Source organism: Streptomyces mabaensis (assembly GCF_053763515.1).
The window spans coordinates 83,281-109,955 of the sequence record NZ_JBSOPZ010000002.1; the positions used below are offsets into that span (position 1 = coordinate 83,281).

Here is a 26,675-nt window from a genome sequence, read left to right on the forward strand (position 1 = left end):
TGCCCGCCGGTCCGGTCTGATGGATAGGGACACGACCAAGGAGGCACCCATGCTCGACCTCGCACCGGCCGCCCAGCAGGTGGCCCGGCTCCTGGACTCCATCGGCGCGGAACAGCTCGACAACCCGACCCCCTGCCCCGACTACGCGGTACGCGAACTGCTGGCCCACTTCGTCGGCCTGACCGCGGCGTTCCGCGACGCCGCGGCCAAGGAGCTGGGGCCGACGACGAACACCGACCCGGGCGCGGCCCGCCCGGTCCTCGGCGACGACTGGCGGACCGTCCTGCCCCGGCAGCTCGACGAGCTGGCGGCGGCCTGGCGCGCGCCGGAGGCCTGGGAGGGCATGACGCAGGCGGGCGGCGTCACCCTGCCGGCCGACGTGGCGGGACAGGTCGCGCTCAACGAGCTGGTCATCCACGGCTGGGACCTGGCCCGCGCGACCGGACAGCCGTACCCGGAGGACCGGGCGAGCCTGGAGGCGTCGTACGCGGTGCTCGCGCCGGCGGCGGACGACCCCGAGTCGCGCGGGACGATCTTCGGCCCGGTCGTGCCGGTACCGCCGGACGCGCCGCTGCTGGACCGGGTGATCGGACTGAGCGGCCGGCACCCGGACTGGAAGCCATAGGCCGTGTCCGCGGTCAGCTGCTGAAGAACTCGCTGACCTCCTGGGCGAACTGACGGGGCTCCACCTGGTGGACCCGGTGGCCGGCCGGGATCGTGATCATCCGGCAGTCGGGGATCAGGTCGGCCATGTCCTGGATCCGGCCCTGGGACATGGAGCTGTCCGGGCCGCCGGCCACGATCAGGGTCGGCGCGATGATCTCGCCGAGCCGCTCCCGCCACTGCGGCTCGGGACTGCAGATCTGGCTCTGGATGGCCGTCGCGACCGGCCAGTCGTAGTCCAGCGGCTCGTCGGGCGCCACCAGCACCACCGGCTCCCGGGGGAACGGCGGCGGGGTTTCCTCCAGTACGAGGCGCTCCACCCGGTCCGGGTACTCCTGGGCCAGCAGATAGCCGACCACGCCGCCCATGGCGTGCCCGACGACGCCCACCCGGTCGAGTTCGGACTCGTCGAGGAAGCCGAGCACGTCGTCGCGCATCAGCTCGAACGAGTACTCGTCCGGCCAGTCGCTCTCGCCGTGGCCGCGCAGGTCGAGCGCGTACACCCGCCACTCCTCGCCCAGCGCGCGCCCGGCCTGCTCCCAGTCGGCGGAGGACCCGCCGAGCGCGTGCAACAGCACGACGGGTGCGCCGTCCGGGTCTCCCCAGGTCCGGTAGGCCAGCCGTACATCGCCCACGTCGACAACAGAGTGATCGTCCATGCCTCTGACGCTACAGCCCGGCGGGTGGCTTCGGCTTCGTCGGGCAAGAGCTCAGCCTGGGATGAGCGCTTCCCACTGGTCCCGCGTCGGGCCGTCGTGCTGGGGCGTGAAGTCTGGGTGGGCGGCCAGCCAGGCGGTGACGTGTCGGTCCACTTCGTCGGTGCCGTAGGCGTCGTCGGCCGGTCGCAGGAGATGGCGTACCTGGGCTCGGGCTCTCATGACGACGGGATCGTCAAAGGCGCAGACGGCCAGGGCAGCGGCCCGCCGATCTGAGGGTGGTGAGCTCCCGGCGAGGCGTTGCTCGTCGGCGCGGTCGGCCGTCACCTGTGCGTCGAACCACGGGCGGAGTGCCTGTGCTGTCCAGGTGTGGTAGCCCACGGGGTCCGCGGCGATCTGGTCGACATGGGTGGCGAGATGCTGGGCGGCGAGCAGGCCGAGGGCCGCGCCGTGGCCGAAAGTGGGGTTGGTGTGGATGAGGCTGTCCCCGGCGTTGACCAGGCCGGTGACGACAGGTCCGTCATCGTCGGCGAGGGCGGTCCAGCGGTTGTCCAGGCCGGCCATCGCCAGGACGGCTGACTGTGGTTCGGGGTCCAGGTCGAGCCAGGCGGCGGTGGCGGGGAAGCGACGGGCGGCGGCCTCGAACACGGCGGGGTCGGTGAGCGCGGCGCGGGTCGGATCACCCGTGGAGAGCACCAGGCTCACCGCGAAGGTGTCGTTGTCGGATGGAAAGACGCCGGCGAGCGCGAACGGTGCGGCCGAGCCGGTCTTCACCCGCCCGGGGTCACGCGGGCCGTCGGCACGCAGGCGGTACCAGCGGCACAGGTAAGCGATCCCGGTGCGGTGGCTGTCGACCACGGGCGGGCGGCAGCCGGCCGCGATCAGCCAGGCGGGCACCGGCGAGCGACGACCGGACGCATCGACGACGAGGTCCGCCTGGTGGGCTTCCGCGCCCACCTGCACGCCGGTGACCCGCGCAGGGCGGCCCTCCCCGATGGTGAGGGCGCGCACCCGGCAGCCTCGCCGCACATCGACGGTGCGTTCCCGCCGCACGGCCGCGGTCAGGGCGGCCTCCAGTACAATGCGGCGGGTGCGCAGGGTCACCAAGTCCTCATCGCCGGCCCGATGCGGCGGATGCTCACCGAACCAGTCGAACTCGTGGTACTCCCGGGCTCCGCGTGCCAGCAGGTCCGCGTAGACATCAGGGGTCTCGGTGCGCAACACGGTGCGCACGGGCGCGAGGAGCGAGTGGGGCTGGACGGCCTGCGGGATTCGGGGTCTGTCCCAGTGGAAGAAGTCCCGGTTCAGGTCCTCTCCGGCCTGCCGCGCGTCCTGCTCGAACATGGTGACCGTGTGGCCCCGCCGGCCAAGCATGAGCGCCGTCCCCAGCCCACTGATACCCCCACCGATCACCGCAACCCGCGCCACCGAGCTCCCCTTCGCGTCGTGTTGCCGGGTGATCGTACCGTCTGGTGATCACCGGTCTCAAAGCCCGGAGGGCTGACCGAGAGCCACCAGCGACCGACGCGGGTAGGGAGGCGTGGTTACTGACTTACCCCCCAGACGGGCCTGATCACGGACCCCGACCATGGTCCCCGATCGCGGACAATGGGCCCATGGGTGAGACCAGGCCTGCGGCCGCTGCCTCCATGGCGCTCGACGACCAGCTGTGCTTCGCGCTGCACTCCGCCTCGCGGGCGGTGACGGCGGCGTACCGGCCGGTGCTCGCCGAGCTGGAACTGACCTATCCGCAGTACCTGGTGATGCTCGCCGTCTGGGAGCGCGGGGACGTCCCGATGAAGGAGCTGGGCGCGGCGCTGGGGCTGGACTACGGCACGCTCTCGCCGCTGCTGAAGCGGCTGGAGGCGGCGGGCCTGGTGCGCCGGGAGCGGCAGGCGGCGGACGAGCGGCTGATCACGGTGGTCGCGACGGAGAAGGGCGAGGCGCTGCGGGCCCGGGCGGAGCGGGTGCCGGGTGCCATGGGGCGCAGCTACGGGATGACGGCCGACGAGGCCGAACGGCTGCGTGCGCAGTTGCGGGATCTGGTCGACCGGCTGGGCAGGCCCGGCACGGGCTGAGCCAGCCGGTTCCGGTCGCGTGGGCGGCTTCACACCCAGTTACATCGCGCACGATTGAATCGTGCGCTACGTTTATGCGGAAGAGAGCTGGAAGAGCCGGTCACGCCAAGGAGCACCGTCATGGAATTCGTCAGGTACGAGGAGTACGCCCCGGTCGAACGACCCACCTACCAGCAGGAACTGGACGAGGTCGTCCGCAGCGTCGCGCGCGGCACCCGGGAGTCCGTCGAGCGGCAGGGCGCCGGCCGTGCGGTGCGGACCGCGCACGGCAAGACGTACGGCCTGGTCAAGGCGACCGTCACGGTGGGTGAGCTGCCCGCGCCGTACGCCCAGGGCGTCTTCGCCGCGCCGGCCACGTACGACGCCGTGGTGCGCTACTCCAACGGGCTCGGGCACCTGCGCGCGGACTCCCTGCTGGGCGCCGCCTGCGGCATGGGCGTCAAGATGTTCGGCGTGCCGGGCGCCTCCCTGCTGGCGGACGAGGCCGAGGCCTCCACCTTCGACCTCAACCTGATCAACAACCGGGTCTTCTTCGCCAACACGGCGTACGACTACATGGTGATCGAGCGACTCTTCGCCGAGCTGCCCGACGCCCTGGTGAACCCGGCGCGGCGGAAGTCCTGGATGGGCGAGTTCCTCACCCGGCAGGGCACGCTGGAGACCGCGGACGAGTGGCTGTGGGACGAGCTGTTCGCGATGCTGTCCTTCGCCAAGGTCCCGCGCCGGAACCTCTTCTCGTACACGTACAACAGCATGGGCGCCTTCCGTTACGGCGAGCACATCGCCAAGGTGCGCACCACACCGACGCCGGCCTCCCTGGCCGGCATCGCGCACGGCGCGGTCGACGTGCTCGCGGACGGCGAGGCCTTCCGCAACACGCTGGTGGCGGAGGCCGGTGAGCGCGACCACTCCTTCGACCTCCAGGTGCAGCTGAACACCGACCTGGTCCGCATGCCGGTGGACAACACCTCGGTGGAGTGGCCGGAGCAGCTGTCCCCGTGGGTCACCGTGGCCCGGATCGCCGTTCCCAGGCAGGACATCTCCGGCGCGGACAACCTCGCCGCCGCCGACGGCACCTCGATCACTCCGTGGCGCGTGCGCGAGGACCACCGGCCGATCGGCGAGATCCAGCGGGTGCGCGAGGAGGTCTACCGGCGCTCCTCCATCGAGCGGCACCGCCTCAACGGGCAGCCGCGGCAGGAGCCCGTGAGCAGCGCCGAGCTACTGGGCTGAACCAAGCCACCCCTTTCAGACGCGGCGGAGCCGCCCAGGGCTCCCGGGCGGCTCCGCTGCCGTGACGCGTCGCGGGTCAGTGGACCGCGACCGGCTCCGAGGTCAGGTGGGGGTCCGGGGCCTCGGCACCCTCCTTCTTCCCCAGGTGGTTGAAGGCGAGGTTGAGGATGATGGCGACCACACACCCGGTGCTGATACCCGAGTCGAGCACCACCAGCAGGTCCTCCGGGAACGCGTGGTAGAAGGTCGGCGCGGCGATCGGGATCAGGCCGATGCCCACCGACGCGGCGACGATCAGCGCGTTCTCGCCCTTCTCCAGGGCCGCCCCGGCCAGGGTCTGGATACCACTCGCGGCCACCGTGCCGAAGAGCACGATGCCCGCGCCGCCGAGGACCGGCAGCGGTACGAGGGCGATCACCGAGGCCAGCACCGGGCACAGGCCGAGCAGGATCAGGATGCCGCCGCCGGCCGCGACGACGAACCGGCTGCGCACCTTGGTCATGGCGACCAGGCCGATGTTCTGGGCGAAGGCGCTGCACATGAAGCCGTTGAAGAGCGGGCTGATGGCGCTGCCCAGGGTGTCGGCCCGCAGGCCTCCCTCAATGGTCCTCTCGTCCGCCGGCCGGCCCACGATCTTGCCGAGCGCCAGCATGTCGGCGGTCGACTCGGTCATGCAGACCAGCATCACGATGCACATGGAGATGATCGCGGCGACCTCGAACTGCGGCGCCCCGAAGTGGAACGGGGTCGGGAAGCCCACCAGGTCGGCGTTCTTGATGGCGTCGAAGTTGGTGATGCCCACCGGGATGGCGATCAGGGTGCCCGCCACCAGCCCGAGCAGGATCGCGATCTGCTGGAGGAAGCCGCGCAGCAGCTTCCGCAGGGCGAGCACGATCAAGAAGGTGAGGGCCGCCATGCCGATGTTGGTCATCGAGCCGTAGTCGGTGGCCTGGGGATTGCCGCCCTGGGACCAGTTGAAGGCGACCGGCAGCAGGGAGACACCGATCAGGGTGATCACGGTGCCGGTGACGACCGGCGGGAAGAAGCGGACGAGTTTGCAGAAGTACGGGGCCAGCAGGAAGCCCAGTACACCGGCGACGATGATCGCGCCGAAGATGATCGGTATCGCGTTGTCTCCCTCGCCCTTGCCGATGGCGATCATCGGGGTGACACCGGCGAACGAGACGCCGTTGACGAAGGGGAGCTTGGCGCCGATCTTCCAGAAGCCGAGGGTCTGGAGGAGGGTGGCTATACCGGCGGTGAAGAGGCTGGCCCCCATAAGGAAGGCCGTTTCCGTGGCGGACAGGCCCACTGCGGGGCCGACGATCATGGGCGGGGCCACCACGCCCGCGTACATGGCGGCCACATGCTGAAGGCCGCTGGTGAACATCTTGACGGGGGGCAGGGTCTCGTCGACCGGGTGCTTCCCGGACTCCGGTGCGAAATCTGTCTTTCCGGCTGGGGGTCCGGGGGTTGTCCCCCGGGAAAATGCAGCGCGAAACCTGGGCATTGCGGCCACGGCGGTTCCTCCGGTCGGTTACACGTCGGCAGTGACGCGGGTGTCAGGGAGGTGAAGCAGGTGAAGCAGCTGTTCGGTTTTCCAGTTGTGCAGGTGGTGCGTGCCCAGTGAAACGAGTCACCGTCCCGGGAGGTCCGGACATTCTGCCCGAACCTCCCGGTCACGGCTGCCATGAACCCCGCTCGGGTCCAGGGCCGCCGGCCGGGGGCCGTCCCCCCCGGCCGGACTTCTGTGTCGCGGCCGGAGGGGATCAGCCCTTGGCGGCGATACGGGCGAGGCGCTGGGCCTCGTCCCGCGCGGAACGCGCGATGGCGTCCTCGTCAACGGTGAGCAGGCGGTTGTTCTCCACGATCTGCTTGCCGTTGACCAGAGAGAGGGTGACCGGGGCCGCCGCGCCGAAGACGATGGCGGTCACCGGGTCGGCGATGCTGGAGTGGCCGAGGCCGTCGATCTTCCACATCACCAGGTCGGCGAGCTTGCCGGCCTCGAGCGAACCGATCTGGTCCGCGCGGCCGAGTACCTGGGCGCCGCCGTACGTACCGAGGCGCAGCGCCTGGCGTGCGTTCAGGGCCGCCTCGCGGTGCGCGCCGAGGCGGTTGATCAGCAGCGCGTTGCGCAGCTCGGTGTGCAGCTCGCCGGACTCGTTGGAGGCGGTGCCGTCGACACCGAGGCCGACCGGGACGCCGGCCTTCAGCATGTCCGGGACCCGCGCGATGCCGGCGGCCAGCCGGGCGTTGGAGGACGGGCAGTGGGCGACACCGGTCTTCGTACGGGCGAAGGCGGCGATGTCGGAGTCGTTCATGTGGACGCAGTGCGCCATCCACACGTCCTCACCCAGCCATCCGGTCGACTCGAAGTAGTCGGTGGGGCCCATGCCGAAGAGCTCGTGGCACCACTTCTCCTCCTCGACCGTCTCCGAGCCGTGCGTGTGCAGGCGCACGCCGAGTCGGCGGGCCAGCTCGGCGCCCTGCTTGAGCAGTTCGGTGGAGATGGAGAACGGGGAACACGGCGCGACAGCGACCTGGGTCATGGCGTCGAAGGAGGCGTCGTGGTGCCTCTTGACGGTCTCCTCGGTGCCGGCGAGCGCGCCTTCGAGGGTCTCGACGGCGAAGTCCGGCGGCAGGCCGCCGTCCTTCTCGCTGCGGTCCATGGAACCGCGGGCGAGGGTGAAGCGGACGCCCATCTCGGAGGCGGCACCGATGATGGCGCCGGACAGGTCGCCCGAGTCCTTCGGGAAGACGTAGTGGTGGTCCATCGCGGTGGTGACACCACCGCGGGCCATCATGGCGAGGGAACCCTGAGCCGCCGCGCGCACCATGGGCTCATCGATGCGCGCCCACGTCGGGTACAGCGCGACCAGCCAGTTGAAGAGGTTGTGGTCGGTGGCCAGACCGCGCGTGATCCACTGGTAGAAGTGGTGGTGCGTGTTGATCAGGCCGGGTGTGACCAGATGGCCGGTGCCGTCGATACGGCGGACCACGTTCTCCAGGTTCGCGGGTGCTTTGCCCGCGCCGACCGACTCGATCCGGTTGTCCGCGACGACGATGTGCCCGGAGGCGTACTCGGTGTCGTTCGCGTCCACGGTCGCGATGGCACAGTTCTCGATGACGATGCGCGAAGCCGCCATGGCGGTTCCTCGTTTCTTCCCTCGGGCTGCTGCCCGGTTTGTACGGACCCGGGGGCCGAGCGGGGTGACGACCGAGTCCGTGCTGCACGTACGTCCGCATCATGGCGGCGGTACGGGCAGGTAGTGCGCAGATGCCCCCGCTCACCTCCGGGCCCCCGGAGCGGGACTTCCCGTCCCGGGGGTCGACGCCGGCGCTGCGCGTCAGAGGTTTCGAGGCGTGTCGCCCGGGGCGGGCGACGTCAGAGGTGGAATCAGAGGTTGGTCATGTCGACCGGGATCCGCGGCTCGACGCCGTCCCGCAGCACGGTGGCCTCGATCAGGCCGTACGGGCGGTCGGCCGCGAAGTAGACCTCGTTGTCGTTCTTGAGCCCGAACGGCTCGAGGTCGACCAGGAAGTGGTGCTTGTTGGGGAGCGAGAAGCGGATCTCGTCGATCTCGCTGCGGCTGTTGATGATCCGCGAACCCATCTGGTACAGCGTCTGCTGGAGCGAGAGCGAGTACGTCTCGGCGAAGGCCTGGAGCATGTGCTTGCGCGCCTGCTCGTAGGACTTCTCCCAGTTCGGCATCCGCTGCTCGTCGCTGGACCAGTTGTAGCGCCACTGCGCCGACACCTGGGTCGCGAGGATGCGGTCGTACGCCTCCTTGAGGGTCGTGTACTTGTCCTTCACGTACCCCCAGAACTCCGAGTTGGTGGAGTTCATGACCACGAGGTCCTTGAGGCCCGAGATGATCTCCCAGTTCTCACCGTCGAAGGTGATCTGCGAGACGCGGGTCTCCTGGCCCTTGCGGACGAAGGAGTGCTTGACGTCGTCCGCGCCGATGAAGCGCGAGTTGTTGTCGGACGTCTCGATGCGCTCCCAGGCGTACTCCTCGATACGGATGCGCGCCCGGTGGATCGGCTCCTGGCTGGTCACGAAGTGACGCGCCAGGTGGATGCCGAACTGCTCGGCCGACTCGATGCCGTACTCCTTGGCGAACGCGTACACCGTGTTCTTGGTGGTGTCGGTCGGCAGGCAGTTGGCGTTGGAGCCGGAGTAGTGGACGTCGTCCATGTCGCCGGAGAGGGCGACCGAGACGTTGAGGTCCTTGATGTGGTGGGTGTCGCCGTCCCGCGTGATCTTGACGACGCGGTTCTCTGCTTTGCCGTACTGGTTCTGGCCGAGAATCGTGGGCATGTCTGCTAGCTCCCTCGGTAAACGGAGTAGCCGAACGGGTTGAGCAGCAGCGGTACGTGGTAGTGCTCGCCCGGCGTGACGGCGAAAGTGATCGTCACCTCGGGGAAAAACGCACCGCTGTCCCTTACGCGGGGGGCGTCCTGCTGCGCCTCGGCTTGCTTCTTGTCGAAATACGTCTCGGTCTCGAAGTCGAGACGTACGTGGGTGGTGCCTTCCGGCAGGGCCGGCAGGTCCTTGCAGCGCCCGTCCGCGTCGGTCGCGGAGCCGCCGAGTGCCACCCACTGCGCGCCGGAGCCGCTGCGGGCCGACAGGCCGATGGCGACGCCCTCGGCGGGGCGGCCGATGCTGGTGTCCAGGATGTGCGTGGACACCGAGGCCGTGGTCTCGGTACTCATGCGGTCTCTTCCTCCATGAGGCGGGTCAGTCGGATGCGGTTGATCTTGCCGAGTTCGGTGCGGACGATGTCACGCTCCTGCTCCGGCGCGTTGCCGATCCGGGCCTTCATCGCGTCGCGCATCTGCTCACCGGTCGCACCGGTGGCGCAGATCAGGAAGACATGGCCGAACTTCTCCTGGTACGCCAGGTTCAGTTCGAGCATCTCCGCCTTGAGGTCCTCGGAGGCGCCGGCCATCCCCCGCTGCTCGCGGGAGGAGGTCGGGTCGCCGGGCTTCGGCCTGCCGATCGGCGGGTGGCCCGCCATCGCTTCCTCCAGGTCCGCGGTGGTGAGCTCGGCCATGGCGGCGTCGCTCGCGGCGAACAGGGCGTCTGCGGTGGCGTACGGGCGCTGGGCGAGCAGTTTGCTCCCCCAAGCCGAACTGGCACACACCTCGTGGAGCTCGGCCAGGGCCGCGCTGTCCTCAAGGGTGTTGAACCGGGCCGGACCCGGTGTCGGACTCGAAGTCACGGGAAGCCTCCGTGGCTCATTTCACTTGCGTTCGGACGGGCTTCGCATAGCTAACGCCCTCCACAACACCGCGTCAACACTTTGTTGAAATCTCGCGTACACAAAAGCCGCCGCCTGGGCATCCGGACGGCGGCTCGGCACACTCCGTGAGCGACTAGTCGCTCTTCGTCGTGTTCGCCGCGTTCTCGCGGTTCAAGTAGTTGTAGACGGTGAAGCGGCTGACTCCGAGCGCGCCGGCCACCGTCTCCACGCCGTGGCGCACGGAAAAGGCACCGCGCGCCTCCAGGACGCGTACCACCGACTGCTTGGTCTTGCGGTCCAGCTCGGCGAGCGGTCTGCCGTGCTGCCGCTCCAGGGCCGCCAGGATGTGGTCCAGGGAGTCCCCGAGCTGAGGAAGCCGGACGGCGAGGACGTCCTCGCCCTCCCAGCTGAGTATGACGTCGTCCCGAGTGGCCTCGCCGGGCGCGAGCAGCTCCGCCCCCATGGCGTCCACGAGCGGTTTGACCGCCCGTACGAGGGCGTGGTCGGCGGGCTCGCTCATGCCTGCTCCCCCAGCACGTTGACCTGGAGGGAGACCCGGGTGGCGCCTGCCTCCAGGGCCTTGCGCAGCAGCGCGTCGACGGCGGTCAGCACCTCGTCCGCGCCACCCTCGGCGGTGTTGCCGAACGGGCCGACGTCCACCGTGTCCAGATCCGCGCCCTGAACGACGTCGCGGGCGGCCAGCGCGTGCGGCGGCGGCTCGTCCAGGTCGAACGGCTCGGTCGTGAACTCCACTCTCAGTCGCACCATGCCCCCACGTTAGGTCCTGTCCGGTCGATCTTGCCGTGCCCGTTTGCGGCGACGGACCCGCGCCCCCCGCCCGTAGAGCAGGTGACGGGAAGCCGCGCACAAGGGAGGGGCCTGCATCATGCCAGGACGCAAGCGGACAGTGGTACGGGGAACGGCGATCGCGGCGGCGGCCATGGCGGCGCTGACCGCCTCGCAGGGGCCGGGGAGGGTCGCGCAGGCCGCCGCTGCCGCCGAGGAGGCGGCGCCGGCCGGGCCGAGCGTGTCCGGGGACACGCCGTTCCGCACCGAGCTGCCACCGCTGCGGGTACGGGACGGGGTCGGCCGCGTCGCGGGGCGGGCCGGCGGCTCGGCCGTGACCGCGCACGGCGGACTGCCGGCCACGGTGCTCGCCGCGTACCGAGGGGCGGAGTCGGCACTGGCGGGCAGCGACCCCGGCTGCCATCTGCGCTGGCAGCTGCTGGCCGCGATCGGCCAGGTGGAGTCCGGGCAGGCACGCGGCGGCCGGGTGACCGCGGACGGGACGACGGTGGCGCCGATCCTGGGCCCGCGGCTGGACGGCAACGGGTTCGCCCGGATCGGCGACACGGACGGCGGGGCGTACGACGGGGACACCGCGTACGACCGCGCGGTCGGCCCGATGCAGTTCATCCCGTCGACCTGGGCCGGCTGGGGCGCCGACGGCAACGGTGACGGACGCAGCGATCCGAACAACATCCACGACGCGGCGCTGGCCGCGGGCCGCTACCTGTGCGCGGGCGGGCGGGATCTCGCCGACCCGGCCGGCCTGGACCGGGCCATCCTCGGCTACAACCGCTCCACGGCCTATCTGCGCACGGTCAGGGCGTGGTTCGTGTACTACCTCGAAGGGCACTTCGTGGTGCCCGACCAGGGCGGCGCGCCCGCGGCCCGCCCGAAGCCCGGGCCGTCCGCCGCCGAGCCGGCGGCCGCCCGCCCGCCGCGGCCGCAGCCCTCCTCGTCGGCCACTCTCCCGCGCCGTACGCCGTCGCCCGCCGCCTCGCCCTCCGGGAGCGCGCCGGGCAGCCCGAAGCCGGCGGAGCCGGAGCTTCCGTTGCCCGGTACGCACCCCGCCGCGGAACCCGGCACCGGTACCGGACTGCCCGGCGGCGGGGTGCTGCCCGGCGTCCTTCCGCAGGCCGGCGGCGGTGGCAACGGTAAGGACTCGATGAGGGCCTCCCCCTCCACAACCCCGGCTACCCGGCGGTAATGTCGCAACCCGCCGGGCGGGACAGGCCCGGCGGGTGAGCGCGAAGGGGCCCTCATGGCGACGGACATGCATCCCGCGCATCCGGGCGGGACGGGCGGAGCGGGCGGAACGGGTGTGAAGGCGGCCCACGACCGCTGGCAGCGCGCGTGGAGCCACCGCGAGCAGCTCCTCAAGGTGGCCCGCCGCAGATCCATGAGCGTCGAGGACGCCGAGGACGCGGTGCACGAGGCGATGCTGCGCGCCGCGGAGAACCCCCACCTCGACGACGAGCGGCTGGGCGCCTGGCTGACGACGGTCACCATGCGGCTTTGCGTCGACCGGTACCGGCAGTTCAGCCGCGAGGCCGAGGTGCGCACCAGCCCCCGGCTGGTCGCGCCGCGCCCGGCGCCCGTCGAGGAGGTGGTGTGCGACCGGGCCGAGGCGAAGTGGCTGGCCGTACGGAGCGGGGAGCTCCCCGCCCGGCAGGCGGAGGCGCTCCGGCTGAAGTCGGAGGACCTGGACGTCGGCCAGGTCGCCGACGAGATGGGGCTGACCTACCAGGCCGTCGAGTCGCTGCTCGCCAGGGCGCGGCGGACGCTGCGTATGTCGCTGGCCGGCACGCTGGGGCTGGCCCTGTGGCTGTGCGGCCGCGGCCGGCCGCGGGTGGGCGGCAACGCGCAGGCGATGGCCGTGGCGTCGACGGCGGCGACCCTGGTCGTCGCGGGTCTGGTGCTGCCGTACGCGTACGACGGGGACGGGGCCGCGCCGGAGCGGCCCGCCGCGCCCACGACCTCGCAGGCCGCGGACGTCGCCACACCGGAGCCCAGCCGGGCGGTGCCGCCCGAACGGCCGCGCCCCGGCCCCACGGCCGACGGCCCGAGCGGTGGCGAGCCGCTCATACCGCCGACGCTGCCCCCGCTACCGCCACTGCCGGCGGTCCCCCTGCCGAAACTGGCCACCCCAGCCGTCCCCGAGGTACCGGTACCGGAGGTCCCGGCGGTCCCCGTACCGGAAGTACCGGAGGTCCCCGTACCGGAAGTACCGGTACCGGAGGTGCCAGCACCGGACGCGCCGCCACTGCCCGACACACCGGAGCCGCCTTCGACGCCGGACACGCCCTCCGCACCGGCCGTACCGCCCCTGCCCAACCCACCAGCCATGCCATAACCGCGTCGCTGCCCGACGCGCCTGGGCGTGCCCGTACGGGACGCCCCGTCGCCGCCCGCGACGCCTTTCGGCGCCGGACGCGCCCCCCGGGCCCGACGCGCCGCCTCTGCCCGGCACGACCGACATGCCTGACGGTCGCCGCCCGACGCGCACGACGTACCGCCAGCGCCCAGCAGGCCCGACACGCCCTGGCGGGGCGCTGCCCCAGGCGCCCTCGGCACAGGCCGTGCCCTGACCGTCGCGTCAGCACTGCCACCCCGGCCGACGGACCCGACTGGCCGTCCGCCCCGTCGCTGCCCAGCGCGCCCAAGACGCCTTCGGCGCCGGACCTGCCTCCGCACCCGACGTGCCGTCCCTGCCCAGCCCCCCGCGCCCTGACCGTGCTGCCCGACGTGTCCGTACGGTCCGGCCGCCGAGTCCGGGCCGCCGGCACGGCGGGCCGCACCGACCCGGGGCCGGTAGGCGCCGCGCCCACCCCCGCACCCCGCACCCCCGCCGAAGGCGCATCGCACAGCGCCGTCAGCCCCTGATTCCGGGCCCGCGAAAAATTCTCGCCATCGCCGCGACGGACGGGCCGCCCTCCCCCGTAGAGCAGGTGTCGGAGCTGCTCCACGGCTGAAGGGTGAACCGGATGGGTGTCGAGATCTGCGTGGAAGGACTGACCAAGTCCTTCGGCAGCCAGGTCATCTGGCAGGACGTCTCACTGACGCTGCCCGCCGGGGAGGTCTCGGTCATGCTCGGCCCTTCCGGCACGGGCAAGTCGGTGTTCCTCAAGACGCTCGTCGGCCTGCTCAGGCCGGAACGCGGCTCGATCCGGATCGCGGGCACGGACATCACCGCGCTCCGCGAGCACGACCTGTACGAGGTCCGCAAGCTCTTCGGCGTGCTGTTCCAGGACGGCGCGCTGTTCGGGTCGATGAACCTGTACGACAACATCGCCTTCCCGTTGCGGGAGCACACCCGTAAACCGGAGAGCGAGATTCGCCGGATCGTCCTCGAGAAGATGGACATGGTCGGGCTGATCGGCGCCGAGGAGAAGCTGCCCGGCGAGATATCCGGCGGTATGCGAAAACGGGCCGGCCTGGCCCGGGCGCTGGTGCTCGATCCGGAGATCATCCTCTTCGACGAGCCGGACTCGGGCCTGGACCCGGTGCGCGTGGCGTACCTCAACCAGCTGATCGTCGACCTCAACGCGCAGATCGACGCGACCTTCCTGATCGTCACGCACGACATCGCCTCCGCCCGGCAGGTCCCGGACAACATCGGGCTGCTGTTCCGGCGCGAGCTGGTGATGTTCGGCCCCCGCGAAAAGCTGCTGACCAGCGACGAGCCGGTCGTACGGCAGTTCCTCAACGGCCGCATGCAGGGGCCGATCGGCATGGCGGAGGAGAAGGACGCCGCCCAGGTCGAGCAGGAACTGGCCCAGCTCGACAAGGCGGACGGCGGCGCGGGCGCCTCCGACGAGGCCTTGGTCATGACGCCCCGCCTGCTGCCCAGCCCCGGGATCACCCGCCCGCCCCGCTGGGAGGCCATCGCCCGGCGCGAGGCGGAACTCCACCGGACCAACCGCAGGGCGGAGGTGGCGGACGCATGAGCCTGTCACCGGTCGGCGCGCTGCGGCAGTCGGGCAGCCTCTTCGCGATGGCCCTGGACGTCGTACGGACGCTGCCCCGACGCCCGTTCCAGGTGCGGGAGTTCATCCAGCAGGCCTGGTTCATCGCGAGTGTCACGATCCTGCCCACCGCACTGGTCTCGATCCCCTTCGGGGCGGTCATCGCCCTGCAGATCGGCAGCCTGACCCGGCAGCTCGGCGCCCAGTCGTTCTCGGGCGCCGCCTCGGTGCTCGCGGTACTGCGGGAAGCCGCGCCGATCGTCACCGCACTGCTCATCGCCGGCGCGGCCGGCACCGCGATCTGCGCGGACCTCGGGGCGCGCAAGATCCGCGAGGAGATCGACGCGATGCAGGTCCTCGGCATCGATCCGATCCACCGGCTGGTCGTCCCGCGGGTGCTGGCCACGATGCTGGTGGCGGTCCTGCTCAACGGACTGGTGTCGGTGGTGGGGGTGGCCGGCGGCTACTTCTTCAACGTGATCCTGCAGAACGGCACACCCGGCGCCTATCTGGCCTCCTTCACCACACTCGCCCAGCTCTCCGATCTGTGGGCGGCCGAGTTGAAGGCCCTGGTGTTCGGTGCGATCGCCGCGATCGTCGCCTCGTACAAGGGACTGACCGCGAAGGGCGGCCCCAAGGGCGTGGGCGACGCGGTGAACCAGTCCGTGGTGATCACTTTCATGTTGCTGTTCGTGACGAACTTCGTGATGACCGCGGTGTACTTCCAGGTCGTTCCGCAGAGGGGTTGACCGATGCCGCTGATGAACCGTCTGCTGCTTGACCGCCTGGAAGGGCTCGGCACCCAGCTGTCGTTCTACGGGCGCTCGCTGGCCTGGACCGGCCGCACCCTGCGCCGCTACAAGAAGGAGACCCTGCGCCTGCTGGCCGAGGTGAGCTTCGGCCGCGGCGCGCTCGCGGTGATCGGAGGCACCGTCGGCGTCATCGCCTTCCTGTCCTTCTTCACCGGTACGGAGGTCGGCCTCCAGGGGTACGCGGCGCTGAACCAGCTCGGTACCTCGAACTTCGTGGCGTTCCTGTCGGCGTACTTCAACACCCGTGAGATCGCCCCGCTGGTGGCCGGCCTGGCGCTGTCCGCGACGGTCGGGGCCGGTTTCACCGCGCAGCTCGGCGCGATGCGGATCAGCGAGGAGACCGACGCGCTGGAAGTGATGGGCGTTCCCTCGCTGCCGTTCCTGGTGACGACCCGGATGATCGCCGGCTTCGTCGCGGTGATTCCGCTGTACGTGGTCGGGCTGCTGTCCTCGTACTTCGCCGCGCGCACCATCACCACCGGCTACTACGGGCAGTCGGCGGGCACGTACGACCACTACTTCCAGCAGTACCTGCCGCCGGTCGACGTGCTCTGGTCCTTCGGCAAGGTGATCGTCTTCGCAGTCGTGATCATCCTGGTGCACTGCTACTACGGCTACTACGCGAGCGGCGGCCCGGCCGGGGTCGGCGTCGCGGTCGGCCGTGCGGTGCGGACCTCCATCGTCGCCATCAACGTCCTGGACTTCTTCCTCAGCCTCGCGATCTGGGGCGCCAACACGACCGTCCGGATTGCGGGGTAGGGCCGATGCGCACACCACTGCGGATTCTCAGCCACAGCGCGCGACTGCGGCTGTACGGCATCGTCTTCATCGCCGTGATCGCGATTCTGCTGTCGCTGTCCGTCGCCGTCTACCAGCAGGTGTTCACCTCCGTCGTACGGATCACCCTGGAGGCCACCAGCCTGGGCAACCAGCTGGACCCGCGGGCCGACGTCAAGCTGCGCGGACTGCTGGTCGGCGAGGTGCGCGAGGTGCGCGCCGACGGCGAGAAGGCGACGCTCGACATCGCGCTCAAGCCGGAGCACGTCTCCCGTATCCCGGCCGACGTGGAGGCCCGGCTGCTGCCCAAGACGCTGTTCGGCGAGAAGTACGTCGACCTGGTCGTGCCCGCGGACCCGTCCGACCGGCACATCCGCGCCGGGGACGTCATCACCCAGGACCGCACCAAGGTCGGCATCGAACTCCAGCAGCTGATGAACGACCTGCTGCCGCTGCTGCGGACCGTGCAGCCCGCGGAACTGAACGCCACGCTCTCCGCGTTCGCCACCGCTCTCGAAGGCCGCGGCGACCGGATCGGCGACAACCTCGTCCGCGTCGAGCAGTACCTGAGCCGGCTCAACCCGCACATGCCGTCCATCAAGGAGAACATCTCGCGGTTCGCCGATGTGGCCGAGGTGTACGGGGACGCGGCGCCCGATCTGCTGCGGATCCTGCGGAACACCGTCACCACCAGCCGCACCCTCGTCGAGAAGCAGGACCAGTTCGCCGCCGCGCTCGGCTCGACCGCCACCATGGCCGGCACCGCTGAGACGTTCTTCGACGAGAACGGCGACCGGCTGATCACGCTCGGCCGCGTCTCACGCCCGACGCTGGCGCTGTTCGCCCGCTACGCGCCGGAGTACCCCTGTCTCCTCGACGGACTGGTGCACCAGACGGCCAGGTCCGAAGAGGCCTTCAGGGGCGGCGAGATGCGTATCACCCTCGAATTCGTCCGCCCGCGACCCGCGTACCGACCCGGCGAGGAACCGCGCTATGCAGAACGCTCAGGACCTGATTGCAGGGGCCTCCCCCGCCCCCAGGTGCCCGCACCGGACATCAAGCTCGACGACGGCACGTCGCGCGGGAGTTCCGGCGGGCCGCTGCCCGGCGGAGCCCACGTGTCGGCCACCCCGGCCGAGCAGCGGGCCGTCGGTTCGCTCGTGGCCCCGGTCATGGGCGTGTCCGCCGACAAGGTGCCGGCGGTCGCGACGCTGCTGTTCGGCCCGATGGCACGCGGAACGGCGGTGAGCGTCGCATGAGGACGTCACGCGCCACGGAAACCGCGGCACCGCTGATCAGGTTCTGCGTCTTCGCGGTGGTCACGGTGCTGGCGACCGCGCTGCTCGCGGCCACCATCGTCAACGTCACCTTCACGCCTGAGCACACCTACCGCGCGGTGTTCAGCGATGTCACCAGCCTGGAGGAGGGCGACGACATCCGGGTGGCCGGGGTTCGGGTGGGCGAAGTCGAGGACATCGCCATCAAGGACCGGACACTCGCCGAGGTCACCTTCACCGTCACCCGGGACCGCCCGCTGTTCACCACCACCGGGGCCGTCATCCGCTACCGCAGTCTGGTCGGCCAGCGCTACGTCGCGCTGACGGAGGGCGCGGGCGGCAGCGAGCGGCTGGCGCCCGGCGGCCGGATCCCGCTGTCCAGGACCGAGCCGGCACTCGACCTCAACGCGCTGCTGGGCGGCTTCAAGCCGCTGTTCGCCGCGCTGAGCCCGAAGGACGTCAACCAGCTCGCCACCGAGATCATCAAGACGCTCCAGGGCGAGGGCGGAACGGTCAACAGCCTGCTCGCCCACACGGCCTCGCTGACCACGACGCTCGCCGACCGCGACGAGCTGATCGGGTCCGTGGTCGACCACCTCAACGAGGTGCTGACGACCCTGGACAAGCGCGGCACCCGGTTCTCCGCGCTGCTCAAGCAGTTGCAGCGGGTGATCTCGGGACTGTCCGCCGACCGCAAGCCCATCGGTGAGTCGCTGACGAACATCGGCGCCCTGACCGAGGCCACCTCGGGGCTCCTCAAGGACGCCCGGCCGCCGCTGCGTGACGACATCGCCGAACTGACCGACCTCACCGGAACGCTGAACAAGAACGAGAAGACCGTGGAGGGCGTCCTGAAGCGGCTGCCGAACAAGCTCAACAAGCTGACGGGGACGGCCTCGTACGGCTCCTGGTTCAACTTCTACCTCTGTGACTTCGACGGCCGGATCGTGCTGCCGAAGACCAGGGAGGTCATCACTCCCGAGCTTCACGTGGCACGGGCGAGGTGCGGCGGATGAGCCCCCGGATGATCCCGTTCCGCGAGAGAAACCCCGTGGTGATCGGGGCGGCCGGCATCTGCACGCTCGCGCTGGTGACCGCGGTCGCGTTCAACGCCGACAGCCTTCCGCTGATCGGCGACGGCGAGACGTACAGCGCGGCCTTCTCGGAGGCCGGCGGCCTCAAGCCCGGCGACGAGGTGCGGATCGCCGGGGTCAAGGTCGGCAAGGTCGACGAGGTGGATCTCGCCGGCAGCCATGTCAGGATCACCTTCCGGGTCAAGGGGGATCCGAAGTTCGGCACCAGGACCGGCGCGGCCATCCGGATCAAGACGATCCTGGGCGCGAAATACCTCGCGCTGCAGCCGAAGGGCGAGGGGCAGCTGCGGCCCGGCAGCGAGATCCCGCTGAACCGGACGGTTCCGGCCTACGACGTCGTGGCGGCGTTCAGCGATCTGACCACCACGACGGAGAAGGTGGACACCGAGCAGCTGGCGAAGGCCATGGACACCCTCTCGGCCACCTTCAAGGACTCGCCGGAGGAGGTCAGAGCGTCCATCAAGGGCCTGTCGAGGATCTCCCGGACCGTCGCGTCCCGCGACAAGGCACTGCGCGAACTGCTCGACCACGCCAACGGGGTCACCGGCGTGCTCGCCGACCGCAGCGACGAGTTCACCGGCCTGGTCAAGGACGGTGACCTGCTCTTCAAGGAGATCTCCAAGCGGCGCGCGGCCATCCACACGCTGCTCAAGAGCTCCGCGGCGCTCGGCATCCAGCTCTCCGGCCTGGTGAAGGACAACGAGAAGCAGATCGGCCCGGCACTCAAGGGCCTGAACACGGTGGTCAGGATGCTCGAACGCAATCAGGCGAGCCTCGACCGCAGCGTCGCGCTGCTCGCGCCCTATGTGCGGGTCTTCAGCAACACCCTCGGCAATGGCCGCTGGTTCGACAGCTACATCCAGAACATGGTCGCCACCCCGGTGGTCCCGCGGACGGGAGGCTCGCGATGAACGGCCGCTTCGCACTGAAGGGGCGTCGCACGCGCCGCCTGGCGCTGGGCACCGCGGTGGTGGTGCTGGTCGCCGCGGCCGCGGTCGTGTTCTGGCCGCGCTCGTCCCCGGTCAAGGTCACGGCGTACTTCCCGCGCACCGTCGGCATCTATCCCGGCTCGGACGTGCGCGTCCTCGGCGTCCGGATCGGCGAGGTCAGGACGATCACGCCGGAGGGCCGGCGGGTGCGGGTGGAGCTGGAGTTCGAGCCCGGGCGCAAGATCCCCGCCGAGGCGAAGGCGGCCATCATCAACTCCTCGGTGGTCAGCGACCGTTATGTGCAGATGCTGCCCGTCTACCGCGGCGGACCGGCGATGCGCGACGGCGCCGTCATCCCCGAGGACCGCACCGCCGTACCGGTCGAGCTGGACCGGATCTTCGACAGCCTGCACACCACGTCCGAGGCGCTCGGCCCGCGCGGCGCCAACGCGGACGGTTCGCTCTCCAAGCTGCTCGGGGTGAGCGCGGACAACCTCCAGGGCCAGGGCGAGCAGATGCACCAGACGGTCGAGGATCTCTCGCTGGCCGTCACCACCCTGTCCGACGGCCGCCAGGACCTCTTCGGCACCGTGCGGAATCTGCAGGTCTTCACGGCCGCGCTGGCGGCCGACGACAGCAACGTCCGGTCGTTCAACGACAGTCTCGCCAAGGTCGCCGACCAGCTCGCCGGGGAACGCAAGGACCTCGCGCTGGCACTGAAACACCTGGGCCTGGCACTCGCCGATGTGAGCGACTTCGTGAAGAAGAACAAGAAGGCGCTGACGGCCGATGTAAAGGGGCTCAGCAAGGTGACCAAGGTGCTGGTCACCCAGCGCGCCGCGCTGGAGGAGCTGCTGGAGGTCGCCCCCACCGGGCTCTCCAACCTGCAGAACGCCTACAACCCGTCCTCCGGCACCCTCGACACCCGTAACAACCCCGACCATCCGCAGGATCCGGCCGCGCTGCTGTGCTCCCTGCTCAAGACGACCGGGGACGCGGGCGGCAAGAACCCCGACTGCCAGGACCTGCAGAAACTCTTCGACTCGCTGCCGGAACTGCCCAAGGCGGCGCCGGTGTCGGGCACGGGTCCGGTCGACCGGACGCTCGGCGGAATCCTGGAGGCGGGCGCATGAGCGTACGGCGCAAGCGCGGGGCGGCGGGGGCGGCCGGAGCGGCCGCCTGGGCTGCCGCCGGTTCGCTGATGCTGACCGGCTGCGAGTTCAACGGCCTGTACGACGTCCAGCTGCCCGGGGGTGCCGCCGCGGACGGCGACTCCTACCGGGTCACCGTGGAGTTCAGGGACGTCCTCGACCTGGTGCCGCAGTCGGCCGTGAAGGTCAACAACGTCACCGTCGGGGCCGTCGAGAAGGTCGAGCTGACCGGCTGGCACGCCCGGGTACGGCTGCGGATCGACGACTCGGTGAAGCTGCCCGGCAACGCGGTGGCCGATCTGCGGCAGACCAGCATGCTGGGCGAGAAGTACGTGTCCCTGTCGGCCCCGCCGGATGTCCCGACCGTCGGCAGACTCGCCGACGGCGACCGGATTCCGCTGTCCCGCAGCGGCCGCAACCCGGAGATCGAGGAGGTGCTGTCCGCGCTCTCGGCACTGCTGAACGGCGGTGGCGTCGCTCAGCTCAAGACGATCACCGTGGAGCTGAACAAGGCCCTGGAGGGCCGGGAGAACCGGGTCAAGTCCCTCCTCGGTGAGCTGGACACCTTCATCGGCGGCCTCGACACCCAGCGCAAGGAGATCGTCCGGGCGCTCGAAGGCATCGACCGGCTGTCCGCGCGGCTCGCCAAGGAGAAGAAGACGATCGGCCTGGCCGTCGACACCATGCCGCCCGCGCTGAAGGTGCTGGCCGACCAGCGGCAGAACCTGACCAGGATGCTCACGTCCCTGTCGCAGCTGGGCAAGACCGGCACCGGCGTGATCAACGCCTCCAGGGACGACGTGGTGGCGAATCTGAAAAGCCTGCGCCCGATCCTGGAGTCGTTGAACAAGGCGGGCGACGATCTGCCGAACTCCCTGGAGCTGTTGACGACGTATCCGTTCCCGCGCAACGCGACGAACGCCATCAAGGGCGACTACGTCAACCTCAAGATCACCGCCGATCTCGACCTGGCCGCCATCTACGGCAATCTCGCCGACCCGCCCAAGAAGCCGGGGAAGCCCGGCGGCCCCGAGCTGCCAGACGTGCCGGATCTGCCCGAGGTCCCCGGAGTACCCGGCGTACCCGAGGCCCCCGGTGTGCCCCGGCCCACCGCGCTGCCGGACGCGCCGAAGCCGCCGGACAAGCCCGGCGTTCCCTCGGACCCCCCGGGCGGCGGCGATGTGCTGTGCCCGCCGATGTGCACCGGCAGTTACGCGGCCTACCGGGACGGGGAGGGCGACGGGCGGCCGGCCGGGGTCGATCTCGCCCTCGCGGAACTCATGCTGAAGGGGATGCAACCGTGATCACACGTACGGTCAAGGCCCAGTTGCTCGCCTTCGCCGCCGTCACCGCCGTCGGGGTGTCGTACGTCGGCATCCAGTACACGGGACTGGTCGACGCCCTGCTCGACCGCGGTTACACCGTGCGCGCCGACTTCGCCGATTCCGGCGGCATCTTCTCCGGGGCCGAAGTCACCTACCGCGGCGTGCCGGTGGGCCGGGTGGGCGAACTGCGGCTGACCGGCTCCGGCGGAGTGTCCGTGGCGCTGGACATCGAGGACGCCTCACGGATCCCGGCGGACACGCTGGCGGTCGTCGCGAACCGTTCGGCGGTCGGCGAGCAGTACGTCGATCTCCAGCCTCGCGCGTCCGGCGGCCCGTATCTGCGCGACGGCAGCACGATCGCCCGCAGCGACACGCGGGTGCCGCTGCCCACCACGGATCTGGTCCTCAGCCTGGACCGGCTGGTCAACTCCGTCCCCAAGAAGGACCTCCAGATCACGGTCGACGAGCTGGGCAAGGCGTTCGCCGGGACCGGCCCGCATCTGAGCCGCCTGGTGGACTCGGGCAACGAGCTGGTCGAATCGGCCTCCGCCTCGCTCCCGCAGACCATCGAGCTGATCGAGGACTCGCGGACGGTACTGAAGACCCAGGCCGACAAGGGCTCGGCCATCAAGTCCTTCTCGCGGGACCTGGCGGCCCTCACCGCCGAGCTGAAGTCCAGTGACGGCGACATCCGCCGGCTGATCGGCGCCGGTGCGCCCGCCGCACAGGAGGTGAACTCCCTGCTCCGGGCGAACCGGCCCCATCTGCCGGTGCTGCTGGGCAACCTGATCAGCGGCGGGCAGATCACGGTGGCCCGGCTGCCCGGCGTGGAACAGGCGCTGGTCACCTTCCCGGTGGTGGTCGCGGGCAGCCACACCGTCATCCCGGGCGACGGCACCACGCACTTCGGCATGGTCGTGAACGCCGACGACCCGCCGCCGTGCCGGCAGGGGTACGGCACACAGCGCCGCGACCCCGCCGACACCAGCGAGCGCCCCGCGAACACCCGTGCACGCTGCACGGCCCCGCGCGGTGGCGACACCTCGGTCCGGGGCGCCCAGAACGCCCCCGGTGCCTCGGGGCGCGGCGGTTCGCGCGGGGCGAACCCGGCCGCGCACGTCGCCCCGTACGACCCGGAGACCGGCACCGTCGCCGGCCCGGACGGAACCCCTGTCGAGATCGGCTCGACGGGCGGAGAACAGAGCGTGTTCGGAAAGGACTCGTGGCAATGGCTGCTCGTCGGACCGATGGCATGAACCCGGGGCCTCTCGCCCGCGTGACGCGGCCGCTGCACGCCCTCGGCGGCAGGCTGAAGGAGGCCGCCCGCCGCGGCAGGGCGCTGCCCGCGGCGCTCGCGGTGGCAACCGTCGTGGTGACGGCCCTGTCCGGGTGGCTGAGCCTGCAGGTGTACGAACAGCGCACCGAGCAGAAGCGGCAGCAGGACATCCTGGCCGCGGCCCGCCAGTCGGCGCTGAACTTCACCTCGCTCGACTACCGGCACTACGGGCGGGACAGCAAGAGCGTGCTGGACGGCGCCACCGGCGACTTCAAGGAGCAGTTCGCGGCCCAGACCGCCGAGCTGACGAAGCTGGTCGCCGCGAACAAGTCGGTCTCCGAGGGCCAGGTGCTCGAAGCGGGCATCACCCGGGCCGACGAGCGCACCGCCCGCGTGCTGGTGGTCGCCGACAGCAAGGTGATCAACACCGCCGCTCCCGAGGGTCAGGCCCGGACCTACCGGCTGCAGCTCGACCTCGTACGTGAGGGCGGCCGCTGGCTGACGTCCAACGTCGAGTTTGTCGGCTGACCGCGCACACCTGTACCGACAGTGAGGAGAGAGACCGTGGCGAACCCGACCACCCGAAGCCGCGGCGCCGGCTCGCCCGGCCGCCGTTCCATGACCGCGGCCGCGCGCGCGGCGGCACGCCGTACCGAGCGCGCCGGGCTCGCCCTGGACGGGGCGGACGACGAAACCGGTCAGCGGCCGCCGGACCAGCACGCCGGCCGCGTGCTGCGCGTGGACCGGCCGAGCCCCGAGGCGGAGGCGCCGGGGGCACCGGAGACGCCCGCATCCGAGGAGGCCGACGCCGGCTCCGGGGACCTGGCCGCCGGGCGGTCGCGGGTGCGGCGGCGCGGGCTGGTCAGCGCCGTGCTCGCCGTCCTGGTCGTGGCCGGGCTGGTCGCGGTCGCGGTGCTGGGATGGACGTACCTGGACGGCAGGCGGACGGACCAGGCCCGGGCGCAGGCCCTCGCCGCCGCGCGGAAGGCGGCGCCGGTGGTCCTGTCGTACGACCACCGGCACCTGGACCGGGACTTCGCGGCCGCGCTCGGCCATCTGACCGGTTCGTTCCGGGACGAGTACCGCAGGACGACCAAGACGGTGGTGGCGCCGACGGCGAAGAAGTACCAGGGGGTGGTGAAGGCCTCCGTGGTCAAGCCGCCGGGCGGCGGCGCCCCGGCGGCCTCGGTGGTGTCGGCCACGCCGGACAGGGCGGTCGTCCTGCTCTTCGTCAACCAGGTCACCAGGAGCACCCAGGTCACGGGCGACCGCGTCGACCTGAACCGGGTGCGGATGACTCTCACGCTCACTTCCGAGGGCTGGAAGGTGAGCGCCGTCGACGCCCTGTAGACCACCCCCGAGTCCATACCGGCCGCCCCCGGGCCGGTACGGACGCCGCCCCCCGAGCTGGGACGACAGAAGCCTGGACGTGCCTTCTGCCTCCCTGCTCGGGGGGCATTTTTTGTGGGCCGCTCTTGACAGCCCTCCCCCATTCCAGGCAGTCTTCCATCAAGCAGAAATGAACTTCCGCAATACGGAAGGAGCGCATACCCCTCATGGGATACACGGACCAGCGCTTCGATGTAAACCTTTCGATCCTCTTCACGGAACTCCCGCTCCTGGAGCGTCCCGCGGCGGCTGCCGCGGCGGGCTTCACGGCGGTCGAGCTGTGGTGGCCCTGGATTGAGACCCCCACCCCTCCGCAGGCAGAGCTCGACGCCCTCAGGAAGGCGCTGAGCGACGCCGGCACCCAGCTGGTGGGCCTGAACTTCTACGCCGGACAGCTGCCGGGCCCGGACCGCGGCGCGGTTTCCGTACCCGGTGAGGAGTCGGACCGCTTCCGCGCCAACATCGAGGTGGCGGCCGACTTCGCCGCCTCGGTCGGCTGCAAGGCGCTCAACGCGCTCTACGGCAACCGCGTCGAGGGCGTCGACCCCGCCGTCCAGGACGAGCTCGCCCTGGAGAACCTGGTGCTGGCGGCCCGCGCCGCCGACCGGGTGGGCGCGATCCTCCTGATCGAGACGCTCAACAAGCCCGAGTCGCCGCTCTACCCGCTGGTGAGCGCCCCGGCCGCGATCGAGGTCGTGGACAAGGTCAACGCGGCCACGGGACTGGGCAACGCCAAGTTCCTGCTGGACCTGTACCACCTGTCGATGAACGGCGAGGACCTGTCCCAGGTCATCGCAACGTACGCCGACAAGACCGGACACGTCCAGATCGCCGACAACCCGGGCCGCGGCGCCCCCGGCACCGGCTCGCTGCCGCTGGCGGACCTGCTCGACCAGCTGAAGAAGGCCGGCTACGACGGCTGGGTCGGCCTGGAGTACAAGCCGGGCGACGCCCCGAGCGCCGAGTCCTTCGGCTGGCTGCCGGCCGAGGCCCGCGCGGCCCACTGATCTTCGTACAGAGTTTTTAGAGAGGCACCCTCATGAGCAACCTTCCCAAGATCGCCTGGATCGGCCTCGGCATCATGGGCTCCCCCATGTCCGAGAACCTGCTGAAGGCGGGCTACGACGTCACCGGCTTCACGCTGGAGCAGGACAAGATCGACCGTCTCGTCGCGGCCGGCGGCAAGGGCGCGTCCTCGATCGCCGAGGCCGTCAAGGACGCGGACGTCGTCATCACGATGGTTCCCGCCTCCCCGCAGGTCGAGGCCATCTCGTACGGCCAGGACGGCATCCTGGAGAACGCCAAGCAGGGCGCCCTCCTGATCGACATGTCCTCCATCACCCCGCAGACCTCCGTGGACCTCGCGAAGAACGCAGCCGAGAAGGTCATCCGCGTCCTGGACGCCCCGGTCTCCGGCGGCGAGGCCGGCGCGATCGAGGCGGTACTGTCGATCATGGTCGGTGGCGAGCAGGCCGACTTCGACAAGGCGCTTCCGATCCTGGAGTCGCTGGGCAAGACCATCGTCCTGTGCGGCCCGCACGGCTCCGGCCAGACGGTCAAGGCCGCCAACCAGCTGATCGTCGCGGTCAACATCCAGGCCTGCGCCGAGGCCGTCGTCTTCCTCGAGAAGTCCGGCGTGAACCTCCAGGCCGCCCTGGACGTCCTCAACGGCGGTCTGGCCGGCTCCACGGTCCTGACCCGCAAGAAGGACAACTTCCTGAACCGGGACTTCAAGCCCGGCTTCCGGATCGACCTGCACCACAAGGACATGGGCATCGTCACCGACGCCGCCCGCAACGTCGGTGCGGCCCTCCCGGTCGGCGCCGTGGTCGCCCAGCTGGTCGCATCGCTGCGCGCCCAGGGCGACGGCGGCCTGGACCACTCGGCCCTGCTGCGCGCCGTCGAGCGCCTCTCCGGCCAGCAGGTCTGACCCGAGGGACTCCCCCTGCGGGAGCCCCGAGGGTCCCCTCCCGGGCCTTGACGGCCCGCCCTGATACTCCGGACGGTGCCGGTGCTGA

Annotated in this window: 27 protein-coding genes; 18 read left to right on the forward strand and 9 right to left on the reverse strand. The window is 70.7% G+C overall.

What is annotated here, in order from left to right; translation table 11 throughout:
• The first annotated feature begins 19 nt into the window (after positions 1–19).
• Positions 20–625 carry a TIGR03086 family metal-binding protein gene (locus ACWV17_RS01960; protein ID WP_455358208.1) on the forward strand — a complete coding sequence of 202 codons (606 nt, stop codon included), beginning with the start codon at positions 20–22 and terminating at the stop codon, positions 623–625.
• A gap of 13 nt (positions 626–638) precedes the next feature.
• Here ACWV17_RS01960 and ACWV17_RS01965 read toward each other — a convergent pair whose 3' ends face one another.
• Positions 639–1,322: an alpha/beta fold hydrolase gene (locus ACWV17_RS01965; protein WP_455352196.1), complete on the reverse strand. Its 684-nt coding sequence runs from the start codon at positions 1,320–1,322 to the stop codon at positions 639–641.
• Between the two features lie 51 nt (positions 1,323–1,373).
• Complete coding sequence (locus tag ACWV17_RS01970) at positions 1,374–2,747, reverse strand: FAD-dependent oxidoreductase (protein WP_455358209.1); 1,374 nt, start codon at positions 2,745–2,747, stop codon at positions 1,374–1,376.
• 188 nt (positions 2,748–2,935) lie between these two features.
• On the opposite strand from ACWV17_RS01970, the gene ACWV17_RS01975 reads away from it, so the two are divergent.
• Together ACWV17_RS01975 and ACWV17_RS01980 are read left to right on the forward strand one after the other, a co-directional pair.
• Positions 2,936–3,397, forward strand: coding sequence for a MarR family winged helix-turn-helix transcriptional regulator (locus ACWV17_RS01975; protein ID WP_455358210.1), 462 nt, complete (start codon positions 2,936–2,938; stop codon positions 3,395–3,397).
• Between the two features lie 120 nt (positions 3,398–3,517).
• A complete protein-coding gene (locus ACWV17_RS01980) occupies positions 3,518–4,630 on the forward strand; it encodes a catalase family protein (RefSeq protein WP_455358211.1) in 1,113 nt (370 codons plus the stop codon).
• Between the two features lie 76 nt (positions 4,631–4,706).
• On the opposite strand, the gene ACWV17_RS01985 is transcribed toward ACWV17_RS01980, so the two are convergent.
• The 7 genes from ACWV17_RS01985 to ACWV17_RS02015 all read right to left on the reverse strand — a co-directional run bounded on the left by ACWV17_RS01985 (position 4,707) and on the right by ACWV17_RS02015 (position 10,641).
• Complete coding sequence (locus ACWV17_RS01985) at positions 4,707–6,140, reverse strand: nucleobase:cation symporter-2 family protein (RefSeq protein ID WP_455358212.1); 1,434 nt, start codon at positions 6,138–6,140, stop codon at positions 4,707–4,709.
• Between the two features lie 259 nt (positions 6,141–6,399).
• On the reverse strand, positions 6,400–7,776 hold the full coding sequence (locus ACWV17_RS01990) for an 8-oxoguanine deaminase (RefSeq protein WP_455352191.1): 1,377 nt from the start codon (positions 7,774–7,776) through the stop codon (positions 6,400–6,402).
• Between the two features lie 251 nt (positions 7,777–8,027).
• A complete protein-coding gene (gene pucL / locus ACWV17_RS01995) occupies positions 8,028–8,951 on the reverse strand; it encodes a factor-independent urate hydroxylase (protein WP_455352190.1) in 924 nt (307 codons plus the stop codon).
• Positions 8,952–8,956: 5 nt separating this feature from the next.
• Positions 8,957–9,346, reverse strand: coding sequence for a hydroxyisourate hydrolase (gene uraH, locus ACWV17_RS02000; protein WP_455352189.1), 390 nt, complete (start codon positions 9,344–9,346; stop codon positions 8,957–8,959).
• Positions 9,343–9,855 (reverse strand): 2-oxo-4-hydroxy-4-carboxy-5-ureidoimidazoline decarboxylase, encoded by a 513-nt coding sequence (uraD, locus tag ACWV17_RS02005; protein WP_455358213.1) that lies wholly within the window; start codon positions 9,853–9,855, stop codon positions 9,343–9,345. Before uraD ends, uraH begins: the two co-directional genes overlap by 4 nt.
• Positions 9,856–10,009: 154 nt before the next feature.
• The gene (locus ACWV17_RS02010; RefSeq protein ID WP_455358214.1) at positions 10,010–10,396 is read right to left on the reverse strand and encodes a helix-turn-helix domain-containing protein; all 387 of its coding nucleotides are present in this window, start codon (positions 10,394–10,396) and stop codon (positions 10,010–10,012) included.
• On the reverse strand, positions 10,393–10,641 hold the full coding sequence (locus ACWV17_RS02015; protein WP_455358356.1) for a hypothetical protein: 249 nt from the start codon (positions 10,639–10,641) through the stop codon (positions 10,393–10,395). Before ACWV17_RS02015 ends, ACWV17_RS02010 begins: the two co-directional genes overlap by 4 nt.
• A 121-nt stretch (positions 10,642–10,762) precedes the next feature.
• Between ACWV17_RS02015 and ACWV17_RS02020 the strand changes: the two genes are divergently transcribed.
• From ACWV17_RS02020 to ACWV17_RS02090, 15 genes are all read left to right on the forward strand, one after another.
• Positions 10,763–11,869, forward strand: coding sequence for a lytic transglycosylase domain-containing protein (locus ACWV17_RS02020; RefSeq protein ID WP_455358215.1), 1,107 nt, complete (start codon positions 10,763–10,765; stop codon positions 11,867–11,869).
• Between the two features lie 54 nt (positions 11,870–11,923).
• Positions 11,924–13,015, forward strand: coding sequence for an RNA polymerase sigma factor (locus ACWV17_RS02025; RefSeq protein WP_455358216.1), 1,092 nt, complete (start codon positions 11,924–11,926; stop codon positions 13,013–13,015).
• A 631-nt stretch (positions 13,016–13,646) separates the two neighbouring features.
• Positions 13,647–14,609, forward strand: coding sequence for an ABC transporter ATP-binding protein (locus ACWV17_RS02030; protein ID WP_455358217.1), 963 nt, complete (start codon positions 13,647–13,649; stop codon positions 14,607–14,609).
• On the forward strand, positions 14,606–15,376 hold the full coding sequence (locus ACWV17_RS02035; protein ID WP_455352183.1) for an MlaE family ABC transporter permease: 771 nt from the start codon (positions 14,606–14,608) through the stop codon (positions 15,374–15,376). The genes ACWV17_RS02030 and ACWV17_RS02035 overlap by 4 nt, the downstream gene beginning before the upstream one ends.
• 3 nt (positions 15,377–15,379) lie before the next feature.
• Entirely contained in the window at positions 15,380–16,198 is an 819-nt protein-coding gene (locus tag ACWV17_RS02040; protein ID WP_455352182.1) for an MlaE family ABC transporter permease, read from the forward strand.
• A 5-nt stretch (positions 16,199–16,203) separates the two neighbouring features.
• Positions 16,204–17,475 carry an MCE family protein gene (locus ACWV17_RS02045; RefSeq protein WP_455358218.1) on the forward strand — a complete coding sequence of 424 codons (1,272 nt, stop codon included), beginning with the start codon at positions 16,204–16,206 and terminating at the stop codon, positions 17,473–17,475.
• Entirely contained in the window at positions 17,472–18,509 is a 1,038-nt protein-coding gene (locus ACWV17_RS02050) for an MCE family protein (protein ID WP_455358219.1), read from the forward strand. The genes ACWV17_RS02045 and ACWV17_RS02050 overlap by 4 nt, the downstream gene beginning before the upstream one ends.
• A gap of 8 nt (positions 18,510–18,517) precedes the next feature.
• Positions 18,518–19,498, forward strand: a complete 981-nt coding sequence (locus tag ACWV17_RS02055) for an MCE family protein (protein WP_455358357.1) — start codon at positions 18,518–18,520, stop codon at positions 19,496–19,498.
• A complete protein-coding gene (locus ACWV17_RS02060; RefSeq protein WP_455352179.1) occupies positions 19,495–20,649 on the forward strand; it encodes an MCE family protein in 1,155 nt (384 codons plus the stop codon). The genes ACWV17_RS02055 and ACWV17_RS02060 overlap by 4 nt, the downstream gene beginning before the upstream one ends.
• Positions 20,646–21,971 (forward strand): MCE family protein, encoded by a 1,326-nt coding sequence (locus tag ACWV17_RS02065; RefSeq protein ID WP_455358220.1) that lies wholly within the window; start codon positions 20,646–20,648, stop codon positions 21,969–21,971. The genes ACWV17_RS02060 and ACWV17_RS02065 overlap by 4 nt, the downstream gene beginning before the upstream one ends.
• On the forward strand, positions 21,968–23,248 hold the full coding sequence (locus ACWV17_RS02070; RefSeq protein ID WP_455358221.1) for an MCE family protein: 1,281 nt from the start codon (positions 21,968–21,970) through the stop codon (positions 23,246–23,248). Before ACWV17_RS02065 ends, ACWV17_RS02070 begins: the two co-directional genes overlap by 4 nt.
• Positions 23,221–23,796: a hypothetical protein gene (locus ACWV17_RS02075; RefSeq protein ID WP_455358222.1), complete on the forward strand. Its 576-nt coding sequence runs from the start codon at positions 23,221–23,223 to the stop codon at positions 23,794–23,796. Before ACWV17_RS02070 ends, ACWV17_RS02075 begins: the two co-directional genes overlap by 28 nt.
• A gap of 36 nt (positions 23,797–23,832) precedes the next feature.
• Positions 23,833–24,618: a hypothetical protein gene (locus ACWV17_RS02080; RefSeq protein WP_455358223.1), complete on the forward strand. Its 786-nt coding sequence runs from the start codon at positions 23,833–23,835 to the stop codon at positions 24,616–24,618.
• A 206-nt stretch (positions 24,619–24,824) separates the two neighbouring features.
• On the forward strand, positions 24,825–25,664 hold the full coding sequence (locus tag ACWV17_RS02085; protein WP_455358224.1) for a TIM barrel protein: 840 nt from the start codon (positions 24,825–24,827) through the stop codon (positions 25,662–25,664).
• Positions 25,665–25,696: 32 nt separating this feature from the next.
• On the forward strand, positions 25,697–26,587 hold the full coding sequence (locus ACWV17_RS02090) for a 2-hydroxy-3-oxopropionate reductase (protein WP_455358225.1): 891 nt from the start codon (positions 25,697–25,699) through the stop codon (positions 26,585–26,587).
• The last annotated feature ends 88 nt before the right edge of the window (positions 26,588–26,675 follow it).